We start from the raw sequence: 16,847 nt of genomic DNA on the forward strand, positions 1-16,847 counted from the left end.
CTGCCTACACTGTGGACTAGCAGTTACTTTGTCAGCACCGCAGGTAATGTTAGCAGTGCAGTTATTAAGCGATATATTGAAGACCCGCACCACGCCAAAAACTAAAAAGACAACGGCGAATAAATTCGCTCCCGTCGCTTGCCTCTCAGGGCTAAAGCCTCTGAGCTTCCCGCTTCCTGCGTTATTTTTGTGAAAATCTTTGTTAACCAATCATGAGCAAACAAATCTTTGTAGCAGTTGCAGATGGTAGCCAACGCGAGTGGAGTGAGACAGAAAAGCATCTGATCAGCCAAAGTCCAGAACTAATCGAACAACTCAAAGGATGGCTGGAGAATTCCCTAAGCGATAACTGCTGGCATCCAGAAAATTACAGGCTGATTCAAAGTTTAACCAAGCCCTTAATTTCGTCAGACTTGCTTTCCACAGACTTAGACAAAAAAATCGAAATTCCGTTCTAAAACTAATTTTCCAGACCTCCCGTGAGAACAGGAGGTCAATTCGCTTCGCTAGTTGCCATTGAAAATCTCTCGTTCTTCAGGAGAAAAACAATGGATATCACAATCTCAACTGTACTAAACTGGGCGATTGAAGTTACCGTCATGGGGTTCGTTAGCCTTATCGTCGCTGACTTCGTGAATGGCTTGTTCTGGCTACCATATTCATCTTATGTGATTGCACCCGTCGCTACAACAAATCAAGTAATCGCAGCAGAAACACCCCACACTGTACCTGCACCAGCACCGCAGTTCGCGCAACTGCCTAGCCCTTGGGATCTTGACACAGACATTACACCAAACTCAATCCCACAGCCCGTTGTACTTGAATTCCCTACCTTAAAACTGCTACCACCAGCAGCCTCAGCGCAACCGAAAGCTAGGACAACCACCAAATCTACTAAATCCACTCAACCAAAATCTACCAAAACCAGTAAAACTAGCCAGCCGAAAACTACCTTAACACCTCGTAAGTCTCGCAAGAAATCCGCAGCCTAATCTCACAGTCCAGTTCCCAAGCAGAGCGATCTCCGTTACTACAGGCGATCGCTCCTTTTGTCGTTTCAAAAATTAGAACAATGCAAGCGGCGCACTGTGCGTTAGTCGTGGCTCTCCAGTATGCTCCAGACGATCCTCAGTTTGCAGTTGCTACAGAGCATTTGAAAAAGGCGATTGCTTTGTCGGGAGAATATCACCAGCTTTTTTGGAGCATATTCTGGAAAACCTCCCCGGAACGAGTCAAACGGCGAGTTAGACAACAATGCAACCAATTGGCATTCAATGCGTACTCGAACATGATTGAGTTGGCCGAGTTAGTCAACAAATATGCTGCGGTTCAAACATCTGCTGGTATCCCCGAACCCAAACAGTGGCGAGAATTCTTACTCAACCTGGAATGTGCTTTTGAGTGGCTTGAACGTGAGCATCCACAAGAAATCAACTCTAAGCAATTAAGTCTAATTTGATTGCTTCGTTCACTCTTCAACATCAGCTTCGCCAAATTTTTTTGAAATTTCTATCTATATATAATAGTCATGGTCAGCCAATTCGCTACACAGGGTTGCCTATTCGACCTGCAAACAGTTTTAGATTACGGGCAGTCAATCCTCAACGTTGCTCAAGAACTCGCTAAATCACTAATTGCTCATCGCCCTATTGCTACAAAAACTATTCAATCGCAGATGAATCGCCACTTTCACGGCACTGCGGCTGAGGGCAAGTGGTTGTGGAAAGATGCTTATGAAGCTGTTGAGGTTGCACTAATCCTCTACCTTCGTAACCAGGGACTTACTCAAAATCCCCTGGAACAACTGCAACTGCTTGAGTCACTTTGCCCCACACATACCCGCCGGAACGAGGAGCAATTGCAACTCCAGCAATTCTCGACTCCGCTACCCTTGGCGTATTTGGTCGCATTGGCGGGACAAGTGACTAACAACGACTTAGTGCTTGAACCATCGGCAGGTACTGGAATTCTGGCTCAGTTTGCTAAACTGTACGGGGCAAGTTTGATGCTGAACGAACTTTCCCCCGACAGAACCAAGATTCTGCGTCGGCTGTTCCCTGGCACACCATTATTTTCAGTTAACGCCGAGCAGATTAACGATTATTTGGCTGGCAAGACTCAGCCCTCAGTGGTGTTGATGAATCCACCATTCTCATCATCGCCCAAAATCAACGATCGCTCCCCCGACGCAACACCCCGGCACATCAACTCAGCACTACAAAGGCTGTGTGACGGTGGACGGTTGGTGGCTATCACTGCCAATTGGTTTTCACCTGCTAACCCTACTTGGCGAGAAACTTTTGTTAAGTGGCAGGAAAATGCAAGGGTGATGCTTTCGGTTGGGGTCAGTGGCAGGGTGTACTCGAAACACGGGACGACGATAGAAACCCGAATTACTGTCATTGATAAAGTTCCTGCTGACTCTAGCGAAATCCCTTGCATTCGAGAAACTCTGGAACTGTCCGAACTGCTGGCGTTGATTGAACAGTTGCCTGGGCGTTCGCAATGGAATGTTGCAACTATAAAAGCTGCTGTCGTTGCAACAAAGGTTGTTAAACTGTCCAAACGTACTGTAGTAACTCAGCCAGAACCAGCTTCCGAGATTTCAGACGTGGTTGTTCTGGAGTATGAGGTAGTCGAGTGGGTTGCCAATGAGGGTTTAAAGGATACTCTCTATGAAACCTACCGACCGCAGCGCATCAGAATCAAGGACGCTTTACCCCATCCCTCATTACTTTGTGAAAGTGCAGCACTGGCTTTGGTCTCCCCACCAGCACCAACCTATAAACCACATCTTCCACAAAATATTGTCACTCAAGGCTTATTATCTGAAGCACAACTCGAAAGCGTGATTTACGCAGGGCAAGCTCACTCAGAATTTCTGTCTGGTTCTTATATTGTGGATGATTCCTGGGATAACGTAACAGTCGCAGCACGAGGCGAAGAAAATGCTGTAAAATTTCGTCGTGGCTGGTTCTTGGGCGATGGGACAGGTGCGGGAAAAGGAAGACAGTGTGCAGGTATTATATTAGATAACTGGTGTCAGGGCAGACGAAAAGCAATCTGGATATCCAAAAGTTCTGCCCTTATTGAAGATGCACGTAGAGATTGGTGCGCTTTAGGCGGTGCGGAGAAAGATATCATTGATCTGGGCAACATCAAGTTAGGTGAACCAATTCCGTTCTCTCAAGGGATTTTATTCTGTACTTATTCCACACTGCGATCGCAAAAGAACGGTAAAAGTCGGCTCAAACAAATCGTGGAGTGGGCTGGTAAAGACTTTGAGGGTGCGATCGCTTTCGATGAATGCCACAGTATGGGAAATGCAATGGCGACCGAAGGTAAACTTGGCATGATTGCAGCTTCCCAGCAAGGTGTTGTCGGGCTGCGGTTGCAAAATGCTTTACCCAAAGCACGAGTGGTCTATGTATCGGCAACTGGCGCTACCAAGGTGTCTAACCTTTCATACGCGAACAGGCTAGGATTGTGGCAGACTGGGGATTTCCCGTTTACCTCTCGTGAGGACTTTGTGGAATCCATTGAAGGCGGGGGCATTGCGGCGATGGAGGTTGTTGCAAGGGATCTCAAGGCACTCGGTTTGTATTTGGCGCGGAGTCTTTCGTTCGAGGGCGTTGAGTATCAGATGCTCGAAATCGAGTTAACACCAACTCAAGAGCGCATTTACAACGGCTATTCTGATGCTTTTCAAATTATCCACAATAATCTGTATAAAGCCTTAGAAGCTTGTAATATTTCTGGCTCCAAAACGTACAACCGTGCAGCTAAAATGAGTGCGATGTCTCAGTTTGAATCGCACAAACAAAGATTCTTCAATCATTTGCTTACGGGTATGAAATGTCCTCAGTTAATTAAGGCGATTGAACAAGATATTGCTCAGGGTCTAGCAGTTGTTATTCAGCTTGTGTCCACCAACGAAGAGTTGTTGAAACGGCGGCTTGATGAAGTTCCGGCTGAGGAATGGAAGGATTTGAATCTGGATTTAACTCCCCGTGAGTACTTGATGGATTACCTGATGTCTGGTTTTCCAATTCATCTCCACGAAATCCACTCCGGCGAAGACGGCTCAGAGCGTTCTGAACCCGCCTTTGATGCAGACGGTTCTCCTGTAATCTCACTTGAAGCTGTGGGTTTACGTGATGCCCTGATCGATAGGTTAGCAAGTCTTGATCCAATTCCCGGTGCTTTAGAACAACTGCTGTGGCACTTCGGTCATAAACAAGTTGCTGAAGTGACTGGTCGTAGCAAGCGCGTTCTCAAAGATGAATCAGGGCGTTTGTTTGTTGATACTCGTGGCAGTGGGGCGAATATTGCTGAAACTGCTGCATTTATGCAGGGCGATAAGCAAATTCTCATCTTCTCTGATGCTGGCGGTACAGGTCGCAGCTACCATGCTGACTTGAACGCTGTGAATCGTCGTAGGCGATCGCACTACCTACTCGAAGCTGGCTGGAGGGCTGACAATGCTATTCAAGGGCTTGGGCGATCGCATCGTACTAACCAAGCATCTGCACCTGTGTTTCGACCTGTAACCACTAATGTCAGGGGTGAGCGCAGATTCATTTCGACCATTGCTCGACGCTTGGACAGCTTAGGCGCTTTGACTCGTGGGCAGCGTCAAACTGGTGGTAATGGCATCTTTGATACCAAGGATAACCTTGAATCTCAGTATGCTGAACGTGCTTTATATGAGCTATTCAGGCAGATTTACCAGGGTAGATTTGCTGAAGTCTCATTAGGGCAATTTGAGCAGATGACTGGTTTATCGCTCACTTCTCATGAGGGCGGCATGAAGATTGAGCTTCCACCCCTGCGTCAATTCCTCAATCGGCTGCTGGCTTTGAGGATTGATATGCAAAACTTGATTTTCGAGCGTTTTGAACTTTTGTTAAGCCAACAGATTGAAGCAGCGATCGCCGCAGGAATCTATGAGGCTGGAGTAGAAACACTCCGGGCTGAACGATTTACCGTCGAAAGCCAAGAAGCTGTGTACACTCACCCTGCTACTGGTAGCGTGACCAATTACTTGAAAGTAGAACGCACCCAGAAAAACAACATTAGAACTGCTGAGGAAATGCTGGAGTTCGCCATCCAGTACCAGGGGCGGCTTATGGTCAATGAGAAGTCACAAAATGCGGCTGTAGCTATCCCAACTCACAGTATGTTCGATGAGCAAGGTGGTGTCGTCTCACGGGTTTTACTCATGCGATCGCAAAAGGAAACTCGCGTAACACTCACGGATTTGGAATCATCCACATGGAAGCAGGTTTCTACTGACGTGTTCATCGCAGCGTGGTCGAAGGAAATTGATGCACTGCCCAAGTTCACGACCGATTACTTGCATTTGGTCAGTGGGATTTTGTTACCTATTTGGAAAATCCTACCACAGCACAGCAGTCGAGTATTCAGGCTGCAAACCAGTGATGGCGCGAAAGTTCTTGGTCGGGTGGTGAATGCTCAAGATATTCAAACCGTGCGAGAGCAACTTGGATTAAGAAATCAAATGCTTTCTCCAGCAGAACTTGTAAAGCTTGTACTGAACGAAAAGTATACACAGCAACTTCCTGGCGGCGTAACCTTGCGGCGGTCTTTCGTTGCTGGTGAGCCTCGTCTGGAGTTAGTCAATGCCCTCTCACTGGCTGATCGATTGGTGAGTATAGGTTGTTTCACCGAGATCATTGACTGGCGTAAGCGGGTATTTGTGCCAACTGGAGATAAAGCTGCTGATGTCTTGGGTGCTGTAATTGAGATTCTTGGTTAATGAACGCAAAGCGATAGGGTTTTTCCTATCGCCTTATTTTTTATCTAAACTTATTAATACAATATTAAAAACAGTGTATAAAAAATTATTTTTTAGGTAGATTTTGTGAGTTTTGAAATTGAATTAATCCGAGGATTTGATAATCTTCCAATTCAGGGTATTATTGAGGAATTAGCTCCCAAGCATATTGATGATTTTGTCAATTTATGGTCTAAGGAATTACAAAAATATCAAACCCAAGATAAACAATGGGACTGGTTATTTAAATTAAATTTTATTAGAAGAAATTCGGAATTTGAAGGATATGCGCTCGTAGCAGAAGACAGCACACAAGGGTTAATGAAAATAGAAACTCAACGTCATGGTTCTCATGAGGAATACGGACGAAAACTAGTATATGTGGAATTTTTAGCTTCCGCACCTTGGAATAGAAAAGTTATCCAACGTCCGCCAAGGTTTCGAGGTGTTGGTACTAACCTGTTACGTTACGCCAGACTCAGAAGTGTGGAGTTAGGATATGGTGGAAGGGTAGGGTTACACTCTTTACCTGAAAGTGTGCGATTTTACGAAAATCAATTGATGAACAATTTCGGAGTAGATGAAAATCAGAACAATTTAATTTATTTTGAATACAGTCAGCTACGACGATAATAGACAAAAATCTGGATATGGAAGAAAATATTACAGTTGAAGAAGCAATTGAATTATTGTTTAACCGTGAATCTATACAAGCAGCAATTCGTGCTGAAGATGAAGCTGCTTGCGATGTAAGCGCAGGACTTGATTGGGGTAATGAGCGAGTGTTTGTTGCCTTTATGAAAAATCCGGCATTATTACATAGGATGACAATACTACGTTTATCCCTCAACCGAGAAATTCGTCAGATGCTACAGGGATGGAATCTAGGAGTAGGGGAAGAAAAAGCTATTGAAACTGCATCTACACGTTTATTGTCTCGTCTACAATTACCACAGCAAAAAGCTATTCCTTCCCTAGAAAGTATATTGATGCGTGATGATTTGTACTCCGAAGAATTGATTGGTGATAGCCAAGTATTACAGGAATTGTTGAGTGTGCTGTACAACAATGAAGACTGGGATGCAATTGCAACTGTTGCCGGAAATGCAGTGCGTGAAGGTATCTTAATAAATGTTGAGTCATCTCGCTTAATAGCGTAACAAAATTAAATAGGGTTACTCTCCAAAGATGGTAAAGGCAAAGTGATGTGGTTTTTACCCGTCGCTTTATTTTTTCTCATTTCTGGTGTGGAGATCAAAGGTTTGACCTTACAGGGCTTGGTCATTTGCTCCTAAATTTTGTATTCTTCATTAGTATCAGTTGCACTCCCCACACCAAAGAAACTATGCCAAAAAATTGGACTTTGAAAATAGACCAGTTTTTCAATGCAAACCCCCACTGCATTATCGCTACCGTTCACGTTGACAGTTTCCCTGCCGACCTACCTCTAGAACCCAATATCAGAGAACCCAACCGCAAAAGCTCGACATACAGACAAATCTTTGACTCCTTAACCACTGAGCCTGACAAATTCTTCTCCAGACATAGTGGTATCGTGCTGTGTGCCAACAAGGTCAAGCCTAACAGTAAAAAGACTCAGCTAGAACTAGAGATACTGGAAGCCTCTGAGGGCGGTAGCGATGGCATTATCAATGGTGGGCATACGGTTTTAGCCTTTCAACAGGCCAGAGAATACAAGTATGATCTAAGTGAAGCCAGAGTCAAAGTCACAATCCACATTGGGCTTAGTGAGGACGATGCCAAAGACATCGCCCTGGCTTCTAATACTTCTGCCCCGGTTGACGCGCGTTCTAAAGTTAACGCTAGGGGTGATTATAAATTCCTGAAACAGTTTTTAACTCAACTGGAGCGAGAGGAAAAAACCAAATTCCGCATTGCTTACTATCAAAACCAAAGCGGTGCGCCCAAAAGTCCTCAGTGTAACGTCAACCATCTCATTAAGTTGATGAACTGTCTGGACAGGAACAAATACAACCCAGACAGCAAAAGCAGAACCAAACATCCACCTGTGAGCAATACGCCTTCATTGAGTGAGGCGGAAAGACAAAGGCTGTCGAAATTGTTACCGTTACTGCCCAAAGGGTTATGGATTGAGCAACGGTTATTTCAAATAATTGAGGAACACATAACCAAGCCCAGACGAAAGGGAGTAGTTGATCTCGCCTCTATCGACCCGCGCAAGAATACGCTGCTGCCCGATAGCCGATATTCGTTTGGGTTTGCTGCACCTGCTGATATTGCCATGCCGATTGTCGCTGCTTATCGGGTGTTTTTGGATGAACAGTATAACTGGATCATTCCTTTTGATGAGTTCGCTGAGGATTTTCTGCAACACCTGTGGAATAACTATTATAAGAAATACTTGGTGTCGGAGAAACTGGCTGGTAATACAGTTGGCAGTAAAATCTGCCGTAACCCTGTGATTTGGGATAATATTTACCTTTCAGCCCAGAGCTACCTGAATCAGCAGTTGATGAAAATGGTTAGTTCAAATACCAAGCGTGAAGAATTGAAGCTGGTGAATTGATGAGTTTTGAATAATATCATTATCTCTTGAGCATTGCCCAGACAAAATCAGCACCTCGACCTTGAACTCTAGCCATCTTAATCCATAGAAGAGTTAAATGTTCTAGATGTAAACTCATAGCTAAATTACCCACTTCAACCGCTTCCCAACCCAATTGTTGACAAAGCGTAGAAACAACTTGCTTGGCAGTTGTGTCATCTCCAGCAATTAACATAGCGGGTTTGAGGTCGCTATAACCAGGATAAAGATTGTTCTCAAAGTTTTCAAACCCATAAATTGTAAATGCCTTTACTACCTTAGCTTTGGGGGCAAAACTCTGAACTAGTTCACTCCCGGATTGTTCACTTTTGAGTCCGTGAGTCAAATTTGGGCCTACTGGATTTGTACAATCAACCAGAATTTTTCCAGTTAAATCACCAACTTCGGCTAAAGCTGCTTGGTTGGCATTGAATGGCGTAGCTAAAAAAACTATCTCTGCCTGGGCAACTGCTTCTATTGGAGATGCTACTTGTAGTTGAGGATATTTGGCTAAAGCTGTTTTCACACTATCTGAATCGGGGTTACGAGCGGCAATAGTTACAGCATGGTCTAACGCTACCAATTGTCCAGCTAATGCACAACCCACTTGTCCAATGCCAATAAATGCAATCTTCATGATCAAACTCCTGTAATCCCTAATGCGTCTAGTACAAGTTTGGCGGTTTCTGTACCAGAGTTTTGTTGTTGTCCAGTGATCAGATTTCCATCTTTGATTGCATGAGGTGTGAAAGCTTCCTTAGTGACAAAGTTAGCGCCTAATTGTTTGGCTTCGTCTTCAATGCGGAATGGCATAACTTGTTGACCGACGATATGATCTGCGTAATCCTCTTCGCTATTCGCAAACCCTGTAATTGTTTTTCCCTCAATTAGAATAGAGCCATCTGCCAAGGTAGTATCCAGCAGTAAACAAGTGCCGTGGCATAAAGCCGCACTGGGTTTATCAGCTGCGTAAAACTTCATAAACAGATCCGCCAGCGCGGTATTGTGCCGAAAAGTAAACATAGGCGATTGCCCACCACAAACTAAAATCGCATCGAAATCATCAGGATTAATATCGGCGATCGCAGGTGTATTTTCTAGCAATTTCATAAACTCTGGCTGGTGAATATACTCCAGTGAAAGTGTGTCATGTCGGGAATAACCAGAAGCATCACGAGGATCGCTGAAGCTATCAACTTCCACTTTGCCCCCTTGAGGACTAGCAATTACTACTTCTAAGCCAGCTTTTGTAAATACATCGTAAGGATGTATCAGTTCTGATGTCCAAAAACCCACTGGTACGCCCAAAGTAGTCGATATAGCAGGATTGGCCACAATCATTAAAATTCGCTTGCTCATTTAATTCGTCGTCATTATTACTACATCGTGATAATTTCATCCTGGATCGGTCATGATATATTTGTCCAATGGATAATTTATATGAGCGATATTCATCACATCAATCTTGCTGGTTTAGATTTAAATTTATTAGTAGTCTTTGATGCTTTAATGACTGAGCAAAACGTTACTCGTGCGGCAGGAAGATTAGGTTTAAGCCAACCAGCCACGAGTAATGCTCTAGCTCGGTTACGGAATTTAATGGAGGATGAACTATTTATCAGAACAGCAACAGGATTACGCCCCACCCCCAAAGCAAATGCTTTGGCTACTCAGTTGCGTCCAGCCCTACAACAAATTCAATCAGCTTTATTAGATGAACCAAACTTTGAGCCAGCAACCAGTGATCGCATCTTTGCAATTGGAATGTCAGATTATGTAGAATTCATCTTGTTGCCAAAACTAATCCAAACTTTACAAGCTATTGCACCTAAAATCAGCCTTCAAATCCGAACAGGTGAGCGTCAAAAATTGCTTTCTCTATTAGATAAAGGTGAAATTGATATAGCTTGTGGGCTTTTTCAAGAGAAAAGCCAATGGCATAAACAACAATTTTTGTTTCATGAGATTTATAGTTGTGTTTGCCGTAGCAATCATCCTGATATCGGCAATGATTTGTCATTGGAAGACTATCTGCGGCAGTCTCATTTGCTTGTTTCTATTCAAGAAGATCGAATTGGACGTGTCGATACATTGTTGGCACAAAAAAATCTTCAACGACACATTGCTCTTTCAATACCGCATTTTCTGACCGCACCGTTTATTCTGGCTCAAAGTAATTTGATTGCCACCCTACCTCAACGAGTTGCCAAAGCATTCTCCCACAGTCAATCGTTGAAGCTTTTGCCAGTTCCAGTATTGCTCGAAGGGTTTTCAGTGTTTATGCGTTGGCATCAAAGTACAGAGAATTTGCCTGCTTGTCAGTGGCTAAGAACATTAGTTAGCGAAGTTAGTACTACAGTTTAGAAAGTGCTTTGAAATTTGTACATTACAAATCAAGAAAAGCCGTCCTAAAAACAGGGTTTATCAGTTTTGTATTTTATTAGTGAATCTGTGTTCTAGGATTCACCAATTAATGTAAATGCTGCCCAATTTAAAGGAAGATAGCGTTGTTTAATTAAGGCTAACATTGCTTGACGTAGAGCTTGTGCTTTATCAGGAGTTTGCTGAAAATGTTGATAGAATTCGGTCATAATTAACTCAGTTGATTCATCGGGAATATTCCATAGTGAAACGATCACGCTGGGTGTTCCCGCAGCAATCAGAGAACGCGATAATCCAACTACACCATCTCCTGTCAGTGAACCTCTTGCTGTTTCACAAGCACTTAAAACGACTAACTTAGCTTTCAACTTTAAAGAGAGAATTTCCTCTGCTGTGAGTAAACCATTATCTCCAGCATCGGGAGCTAAAGCAATCCAACTTCCTAATCCTCCCTGATCTTCAGCCCATCCATGAGTTGCCAAATGAATAATTTGTGCCGTTTTCATCCTCTGTAAAACATTGATTTTAGTAGCATCTTTACCAATAATTGCTTTAGTATTAAATAGTCTAGCAATTTTCTTGGCTTCTATCTCAGCAAATGGCAAAGGCTCTAATTGGCGAGGAATTTCATCAGGATTAATAGCTACTTTTGGCATTCGGGGATTGCCTACTACTAATACATCGTTTAGAACAGTTTGTTTAAGTTTTTCATTTTGTTGGTGAGTCAGTGATAAAACTTGAATAGAAGGAGAAGTTAGAATAGTATGTTGTTCAATCAAATATTTGCCATTTTCATCTTGTAATGCAGCAAAGGGAACAAAAAACAAAGTCTCATCAGGAATAAAAACTATATGTTCATTGGGGTTTTTCGGTAATTCCGCAGCAATTGGCTGAATCAGAACTTTATGTAATTTCTTTAAATATTTATTCCATTCATGAATGTTAGAAATTGGTATTTTATTAACTAATTGATCTAAAGTTAGATGACTTTCGTTTTGAAATTTTGTTAAGTCAACAGAGTGAAAAGTAACTTTCCCGGTGGGTTTGACCACCCAAATATATAATTCTGATACCTGCCATTCCCTTTTTCCGGGAATTTTCACCATTAAGGGATGATGAATAATTGAATATTCTATTAGTGTGGCATTCTGCTGTTTGGCTATTTGTTGGATTTGCTTAATTTTAGGCGGTTGTGGTGGGTTGAATTGATGATCAGTTTGGGACAGACGAGATGCTACTAGTTCTACTAACACTCTGGCTTTTGACCATTCCGCAGTTTCTAAAGCAGCCTCTGGCTTTTTCTGAGCAATGAATACGCGCTGTAAAGTGATAAATGGTGCTTCATATCTATCACGCACAAAAACTTTTGATATATCTGATAACTCAGAATTAGCAAAAATATTTTTCAGCCCATCTTCAATTACCTGAATACCTTTTAAGAGTTTGGTTTGAGATTCTTGTAATTGGCCAGTATTGAGAAGTAAATTCCCCAAACGTCCTAATGTTCCACCATAGTAACGAGCAGATTTCTCTGCTAAAAACGGTAAAAGTTTTTCATAAGCCTTCACAGCTTGATCTGTATTTCCTATGAGTTCATAAGATTCAGCTAATCGAAATAGAGCTTCTCTTTCTAATGAAATGTTTTCAACTTTTTTCGCTAAATATAAACTTTGTTCATAATAGTCAATAGCTATTAAATTTTTTCCTGAAATAGAGTAAGCATCTGCTAGATTTTGTAAGGTTATCGCCTCATAACTTTGGTCTTTAATTTCTCGATAAATATTGAGAGCCTCTTGAAAAGAATGAATTGCTTCTTCAAATTTACCTTGTTCTAGTTGCTGATTACCTTGTTCTACTAAGCTTGATGCTTTTACTTGTGGATCATTTGGTATTTGTGCTAATACTTGAGTGCTAGGAAGTACTGCTTCAATATCAATTAAACATATTGAAATAGTAGACATAACACTAATTATGGTAATTAAAATAAATTTGTATAAGTACATTTATATAAGTAAAATATAAATTTACAAAACTCAATACATGGCTGAGACATCTTAGAATTAGCAGACAAAGTGCTGGCATCTCAGCATTTATTATGAAGTACTTTCAACTTAATCACCATGATAGTTATCCTGAAGTTTATCAACAAGAATCTCTGACAGTATCTTTAACACAGTCAATATTGCAGCACCAGCTCATAATTTTTGTGCAAAAGTCCGTAAAAGGCTATCTCAAAGCCTTTTCAATGCGGCGGTCAGGTATGAGCCACATAATTGCAACCAAAACATACAATGCACAGCCAAACCATGCTTTTACGAAAGCTAATGGAATTGCCGCCGCATAAATCAACACCGATATTTTGCCCTTAAAGTCTCGACCAACAGCCAGAGCCAGCATTGAGTCTCGACCGTGATGAGAAATTAAGGTACGACTCAGAATAAAATAAGCGATCGCCGCCATCAATAGAACCACACCATAAATCACAGCGTCTAAATATCCTGAATTTTTTTGCCCATCAAGTAATCACGGTTGGCTGTTCTCTACCTGTGAAGGTGCGAATTTGAGCAATTTCATCGGCGATCGCAATTAAATCTGCTAGTGCTTGTTGCGGATCGATGTTTTGTTTAGCAGTATCGGGTTCGTAAGATTCTAGATAAACTCGCAAAGTTGCACCGTGAGTACCCGTACCAGATAGTCGGAAAACAATGCGAGATCCGTCAGTAAAGCCGATGCGAATGCCTTGTTTTTGACTAATGCTGCCATCAACTGGGTCGGTGTAGCTAAAGTCATCACTATACTCAACTTCATACTTCCCAAATCTTTTTCCTTTCAGGTTTGGGATTTGCGATCGCAGTTGTTCTACTAAGGTGTTGGCTCCCTCGGCATCTACTTCTTCATAATCATGACGAGAATAATAGTTGCGTCCGTAGGTTTGCCAGTGTTCGCGGACAATCTCTTCTACAGATTGTTGTCTGACTGCCAGAATATTCAGCCAGAATAACACTGCCCATAGCCCGTCCTTTTCTCGAATATGATTGGAGCCAGTGCCAAAGCTTTCTTCTCCACAGAGAGTCGCTTTATCTGCATCTAATAAATTGCCAAAGAACTTCCAACCAGTGGGTGTTTCGTAGCAGTCAATTCCCAGCCTTGCTGCTACTCGATCTACTGCCTGACTTGTAGGCATAGACCGTGCTACTCCTGTTATACCTGCCTGATATCCTGGAACTAGCTTCGCATTGGCAGCTAAAATTGCTAGGCTATCGCTGGGGGTAACGAAAAATCTCCGCCCTAAAATCATATTGCGATCACCATCGCCATCGGAAGCTGCTCCAAAGTCTGGGGCATTTTCTCCATAAAGGATATCGACTAATTCGTGGGCATACACCAAATTTGGATCGGGATGTCCGCCGCCAAAGTCCTCCAAAGGTACACTGTTTCGCACGCTTCCAGACGCTGCGCCTAAACGATGCTCAAACAAAGCATGGGCATAGGGGCCAGTCACCGCATGAAGCGAATCTATGCACAGCCGAAAGTTACCAGAAGTTAAGAGTTGATGTATGCGATCAAAATCAAACAAAGACTCCATTAACTTTTCATAATCCTGTACGGAGTCAATTACTTCCACAATCATTTCTCCCAGATGAGATTCACCCAAGGTATCTAAATCTACATCTGGCGCATCCAGGATTTGGTATTTGTCAATTACTTTGCTGCGGGTGTAGATATCTTCTGTTACTTTTTCTGGAGCAGGCCCACCGTTACTGATATTGTATTTAACACCAAAATCACCTTTTGGGCCACCGGGATTATGGCTGGCAGAGAGAATAATGCCCCCAAGAGTCTTATACTTGCGAATGATGCAGGAAACGGCAGGAGTTGACAAAATTCCTGCCTGGCCGACCTTAACTCTAGCTACACCGTTAGCCGCCGCCATTTTTAGGATAGTTTGAATAGCTTGGCGATTGTAATAGCGACCATCACCACCTAAAACTAATGTCTGCCCTTGTAAGTCTCCTAGCGTATCAAAAATAGATTGGATAAAGTTTTCTAAGTAGTGGGGTTGCTCAAATATACTTACTGCTTTCCGCAGCCCAGAAGTACCGGGCTTTTGATCTGCAAAGGGGGTAGTAGAAATTATTCGGATATTCATTGAGATGTCTAAAGAACTCATTTTTTCTTTCTTCAAAAGGCGGAATACTCAAATATTTAAAGGAAATTACAATCTGCGCCCAAATTCCTTTAATTCTGTGCCACTCTCAGATAAAACTGTGTAGCGACAAACTGAGTATCTCTTCTTGTTGGATCTACGTTTTCCACTACCTCAGTTCTACCTACAGCAATCAAACCTTGACCAACAATTTCACTGGCTGCTGCGTCAAGTTGTTTTTGTGTTGCACCCGTTTGACTCAAATCAATTGATGAAACTTGAGAAATATAAGGCTTATTTAAAATAAGCTGATCTGTAGAGAAGCAAGGAGTTGTGATACAGCGAATACCATTGTCTTTAAGTCCCGCAAAAGTACCTTTCGCCGGATTATTTGTAGCAGCTATGAATGCTTCTTTTACTCGTAAATTCCCAAACTCACCTAATCCAGGAAATGTCACTGGAACAATGTTACCTCTGAGGAGCAAACGGCTACCATCATCATTTTGAATTTTTGCCAATTGGGAAGGTGAGACTTTTAACGAATTCCAATCAATTGCAGACACATAGCATTCAGAACGAAAAACACCATCAACGCAAGGAGTAGCTTTCAAGTTGACTTGCTTGATGAAGTATCCACCGCAGATTGGAGAAGCACATCTGCGAAAATCTCTTCGTATCGTGTAATATCCCCACTGAGGAAACTCTTGGTTTTTGACAGTGACGGCAACAGAATCCGTAGTCTGTGCAGCAGAAATATCTTGAGCAGATACTTTGGCGAAAAATCCGTTGCTAACAATTAAAGCAACTGATAGGGGAATGATTGCGTGTTTTTGGTTAAATAATTGTTTGTTCATATCGACTTTAGATTTTCTTTGAGGGCTTGATACCTTGATTAAAAATAGAGTTAACAAGGTAGTTTGGAATACGAGAAATTTTATAGTACTGACTATAGGTTAAAAACCTTACGGTAAACTTTAAAGGAGTTTTAAAATTTCATTATGTTTGCCAAATTTATCCTAGAATCGCCTGACGACACACTAATCTCTGCGTTTAACCGAAACTGCGGAGTACAAGGAATCTCCCGTAACTGCTGCAATATCTCCTGTACCTCCTGCTGACTCTGCTGTACTGATTTTTCCATAGGCTCAGACAGCGATCACTCTTGAGCAACAATCCTATGATAGAGTCAGGATATTTTGACCGGAGCATAAAGTATGGTTTCAACAGAATTATTGAATACGCTTCAAGGACTTAGCCGTGCTGAAAAACTTTATGTTGTCCAAGTTCTGATTTCAGAATTAGCTCAACAAGAAGCTGATTTAATTAAACCAGAGCAATCTTATCCTGTTTGGTCTCCTTATAATGCAATTGATGCGGCAAACACGATGCTAGAAGTTTTACAAACAACGCAAAATCAAAGTAATGGTGAATGTTGAGCAATTTCCGTTTGTTAACGCTGATACAGCATTAGGGGAAGCTGGTTTTCGCCCACAGATGCCGATTATACTGTCTAATCAGCGTTCTATCACAACATCGGCATTGTTAGATACAGGAGCGACAGTTAACGTCTTACCCTATCAAATCGGTCTTGATTTGGAATATGTCTGGGAACGCCAAACAGCAACTTTAAACTTAACAGGAAATCTTGCTCAATTCGAGGCTCGTGTTGTAGTTATTCAGGCAATAGTGGGTCAGTTTGAACCCGTACAACTGGTATTTGCTTGGACAAAAGCTGTACAAGTTCCCCTGATTTTAGGACAAGTGAATTTTTTTATGGAGTTTGACGTTTGTTTCTATCGCTCACAACTTTATTTTGTAGTCAGTCCTAAGAGCTGATTCGTAAAGAGAATCTAAAGAAAACTGAATCCGGCTTTGTTCAGGTTATAGGCTAAATCGAGTGTAATTTATGATGTAGTCGATGAGCCGTCTACCTGCGATTGAGAACCAAGAGCGTA

Annotated in this window: 17 protein-coding genes; 11 read left to right on the forward strand and 6 right to left on the reverse strand. The window is 42.3% G+C overall.

The features are described from left to right. The 8 genes from H6G75_RS31100 to H6G75_RS31135 all read left to right on the forward strand — a co-directional run. The coding region (locus H6G75_RS31100; RefSeq protein WP_190983250.1) for a transposase at window positions 1-105 on the forward strand (105 nt) is incomplete at its 5' end. Window positions 106-212: 107 nt separating this feature from the next. Next, entirely contained in the window at window positions 213-458 is a 246-nt protein-coding gene (locus H6G75_RS31105) for a hypothetical protein (RefSeq protein ID WP_190983740.1), read from the forward strand. A gap of 90 nt (window positions 459-548) precedes the next feature. Further along, complete coding sequence (locus H6G75_RS31110) at window positions 549-992, forward strand: hypothetical protein (RefSeq protein WP_190983741.1); 444 nt, start codon at window positions 549-551, stop codon at window positions 990-992. An 80-nt stretch (window positions 993-1,072) separates the two neighbouring features. Further along, a complete protein-coding gene (locus H6G75_RS31115; protein WP_190983742.1) occupies window positions 1,073-1,459 on the forward strand; it encodes a hypothetical protein in 387 nt (128 codons plus the stop codon). A gap of 69 nt (window positions 1,460-1,528) precedes the next feature. Then, window positions 1,529-5,779, forward strand: coding sequence for a strawberry notch family protein (locus tag H6G75_RS31120; RefSeq protein WP_190983743.1), 4,251 nt, complete (start codon window positions 1,529-1,531; stop codon window positions 5,777-5,779). Between the two features lie 105 nt (window positions 5,780-5,884). Next, window positions 5,885-6,430 carry a GNAT family N-acetyltransferase gene (locus tag H6G75_RS31125; RefSeq protein WP_190595216.1) on the forward strand — a complete coding sequence of 182 codons (546 nt, stop codon included), beginning with the start codon at window positions 5,885-5,887 and terminating at the stop codon, window positions 6,428-6,430. A 17-nt stretch (window positions 6,431-6,447) separates the two neighbouring features. Continuing rightward, window positions 6,448-6,957, forward strand: coding sequence for a hypothetical protein (locus H6G75_RS31130; protein WP_190595217.1), 510 nt, complete (start codon window positions 6,448-6,450; stop codon window positions 6,955-6,957). Between the two features lie 185 nt (window positions 6,958-7,142). Continuing rightward, a complete protein-coding gene (locus H6G75_RS31135) occupies window positions 7,143-8,345 on the forward strand; it encodes an AIPR family protein (protein ID WP_190983744.1) in 1,203 nt (400 codons plus the stop codon). A 19-nt stretch (window positions 8,346-8,364) separates the two neighbouring features. On the opposite strand, the gene H6G75_RS31140 is transcribed toward H6G75_RS31135, so the two are convergent. Next, window positions 8,365-9,000, reverse strand: a complete 636-nt coding sequence (locus tag H6G75_RS31140; RefSeq protein ID WP_190983745.1) for an NADPH-dependent F420 reductase — start codon at window positions 8,998-9,000, stop codon at window positions 8,365-8,367. 2 nt (window positions 9,001-9,002) lie between these two features. Continuing rightward, on the reverse strand, window positions 9,003-9,704 hold the full coding sequence (locus H6G75_RS31145; protein WP_242051710.1) for a type 1 glutamine amidotransferase domain-containing protein: 702 nt from the start codon (window positions 9,702-9,704) through the stop codon (window positions 9,003-9,005). Between the two features lie 99 nt (window positions 9,705-9,803). Here H6G75_RS31145 and H6G75_RS31150 point away from each other — a divergent pair, with 99 nt between their 5' ends. Then, complete coding sequence (locus H6G75_RS31150; protein ID WP_190983747.1) at window positions 9,804-10,727, forward strand: LysR family transcriptional regulator; 924 nt, start codon at window positions 9,804-9,806, stop codon at window positions 10,725-10,727. 92 nt (window positions 10,728-10,819) lie between these two features. On the opposite strand, the gene H6G75_RS31155 is transcribed toward H6G75_RS31150, so the two are convergent. From H6G75_RS31155 to H6G75_RS31170, 4 genes are all read right to left on the reverse strand, one after another. Continuing rightward, on the reverse strand, window positions 10,820-12,706 hold the full coding sequence (locus H6G75_RS31155; protein ID WP_190983748.1) for a CHAT domain-containing protein: 1,887 nt from the start codon (window positions 12,704-12,706) through the stop codon (window positions 10,820-10,822). 265 nt (window positions 12,707-12,971) lie between these two features. Further along, the gene (locus tag H6G75_RS31160; protein ID WP_206757385.1) at window positions 12,972-13,217 is read right to left on the reverse strand and encodes a hypothetical protein; all 246 of its coding nucleotides are present in this window, start codon (window positions 13,215-13,217) and stop codon (window positions 12,972-12,974) included. Between the two features lie 43 nt (window positions 13,218-13,260). Next, on the reverse strand, window positions 13,261-14,895 hold the full coding sequence (locus H6G75_RS31165) for an alpha-D-glucose phosphate-specific phosphoglucomutase (protein WP_190983752.1): 1,635 nt from the start codon (window positions 14,893-14,895) through the stop codon (window positions 13,261-13,263). Window positions 14,896-14,984: 89 nt separating this feature from the next. Continuing rightward, window positions 14,985-15,746 carry a DUF6748 domain-containing protein gene (locus H6G75_RS31170; protein WP_190983749.1) on the reverse strand — a complete coding sequence of 254 codons (762 nt, stop codon included), beginning with the start codon at window positions 15,744-15,746 and terminating at the stop codon, window positions 14,985-14,987. Between the two features lie 360 nt (window positions 15,747-16,106). Between H6G75_RS31170 and H6G75_RS31175 the strand changes: the two genes are divergently transcribed. Together H6G75_RS31175 and H6G75_RS31180 are read left to right on the forward strand one after the other, a co-directional pair. Then, window positions 16,107-16,328 (forward strand): hypothetical protein, encoded by a 222-nt coding sequence (locus H6G75_RS31175; RefSeq protein ID WP_190983750.1) that lies wholly within the window; start codon window positions 16,107-16,109, stop codon window positions 16,326-16,328. Beyond that, complete coding sequence (locus H6G75_RS31180) at window positions 16,315-16,728, forward strand: hypothetical protein (RefSeq protein ID WP_190983751.1); 414 nt, start codon at window positions 16,315-16,317, stop codon at window positions 16,726-16,728. Before H6G75_RS31175 ends, H6G75_RS31180 begins: the two co-directional genes overlap by 14 nt. Window positions 16,729-16,847 lie beyond the last annotated feature (119 nt).

The sequence above is a fragment of the Nostoc sp. FACHB-280 genome (assembly GCF_014697615.1).
Lineage (GTDB): Bacteria > Cyanobacteriota > Cyanobacteriia > Cyanobacteriales > Nostocaceae > Nostoc_B.

Bases quoted from the DNA above. Each gene is read 5' to 3' on its own strand.
- H6G75_RS31105 (WP_190983740.1), top strand. From the start codon at position 213: ATGAGCAAACAAATCTTTGTAGCAGTTGCAGATGGTAGCCAACGCGAG.
- H6G75_RS31110 (WP_190983741.1), top strand. From the start codon at position 549: ATGGATATCACAATCTCAACTGTACTAAACTGGGCGATTGAAGTTACC.
- H6G75_RS31115 (WP_190983742.1), top strand. From the start codon at position 1,073: ATGCAAGCGGCGCACTGTGCGTTAGTCGTGGCTCTCCAGTATGCTCCA.
- H6G75_RS31120 (WP_190983743.1), top strand. From the start codon at position 1,529: ATGGTCAGCCAATTCGCTACACAGGGTTGCCTATTCGACCTGCAAACA.
- H6G75_RS31130 (WP_190595217.1), top strand. From the start codon at position 6,448: ATGGAAGAAAATATTACAGTTGAAGAAGCAATTGAATTATTGTTTAAC.
- H6G75_RS31135 (WP_190983744.1), top strand. From the start codon at position 7,143: ATGCCAAAAAATTGGACTTTGAAAATAGACCAGTTTTTCAATGCAAAC.
- H6G75_RS31140 (WP_190983745.1), bottom strand. From the start codon at position 9,000: ATGAAGATTGCATTTATTGGCATTGGACAAGTGGGTTGTGCATTAGCT.
- H6G75_RS31145 (WP_242051710.1), bottom strand. From the start codon at position 9,704: ATGATTGTGGCCAATCCTGCTATATCGACTACTTTGGGCGTACCAGTG.
- H6G75_RS31150 (WP_190983747.1), top strand. From the start codon at position 9,804: ATGAGCGATATTCATCACATCAATCTTGCTGGTTTAGATTTAAATTTA.
- H6G75_RS31155 (WP_190983748.1), bottom strand. From the start codon at position 12,706: ATGTCTACTATTTCAATATGTTTAATTGATATTGAAGCAGTACTTCCT.
- H6G75_RS31165 (WP_190983752.1), bottom strand. From the start codon at position 14,895: ATGAATATCCGAATAATTTCTACTACCCCCTTTGCAGATCAAAAGCCC.
- H6G75_RS31170 (WP_190983749.1), bottom strand. From the start codon at position 15,746: ATGAACAAACAATTATTTAACCAAAAACACGCAATCATTCCCCTATCA.
- H6G75_RS31175 (WP_190983750.1), top strand. From the start codon at position 16,107: ATGGTTTCAACAGAATTATTGAATACGCTTCAAGGACTTAGCCGTGCT.
- H6G75_RS31180 (WP_190983751.1), top strand. From the start codon at position 16,315: ATGGTGAATGTTGAGCAATTTCCGTTTGTTAACGCTGATACAGCATTA.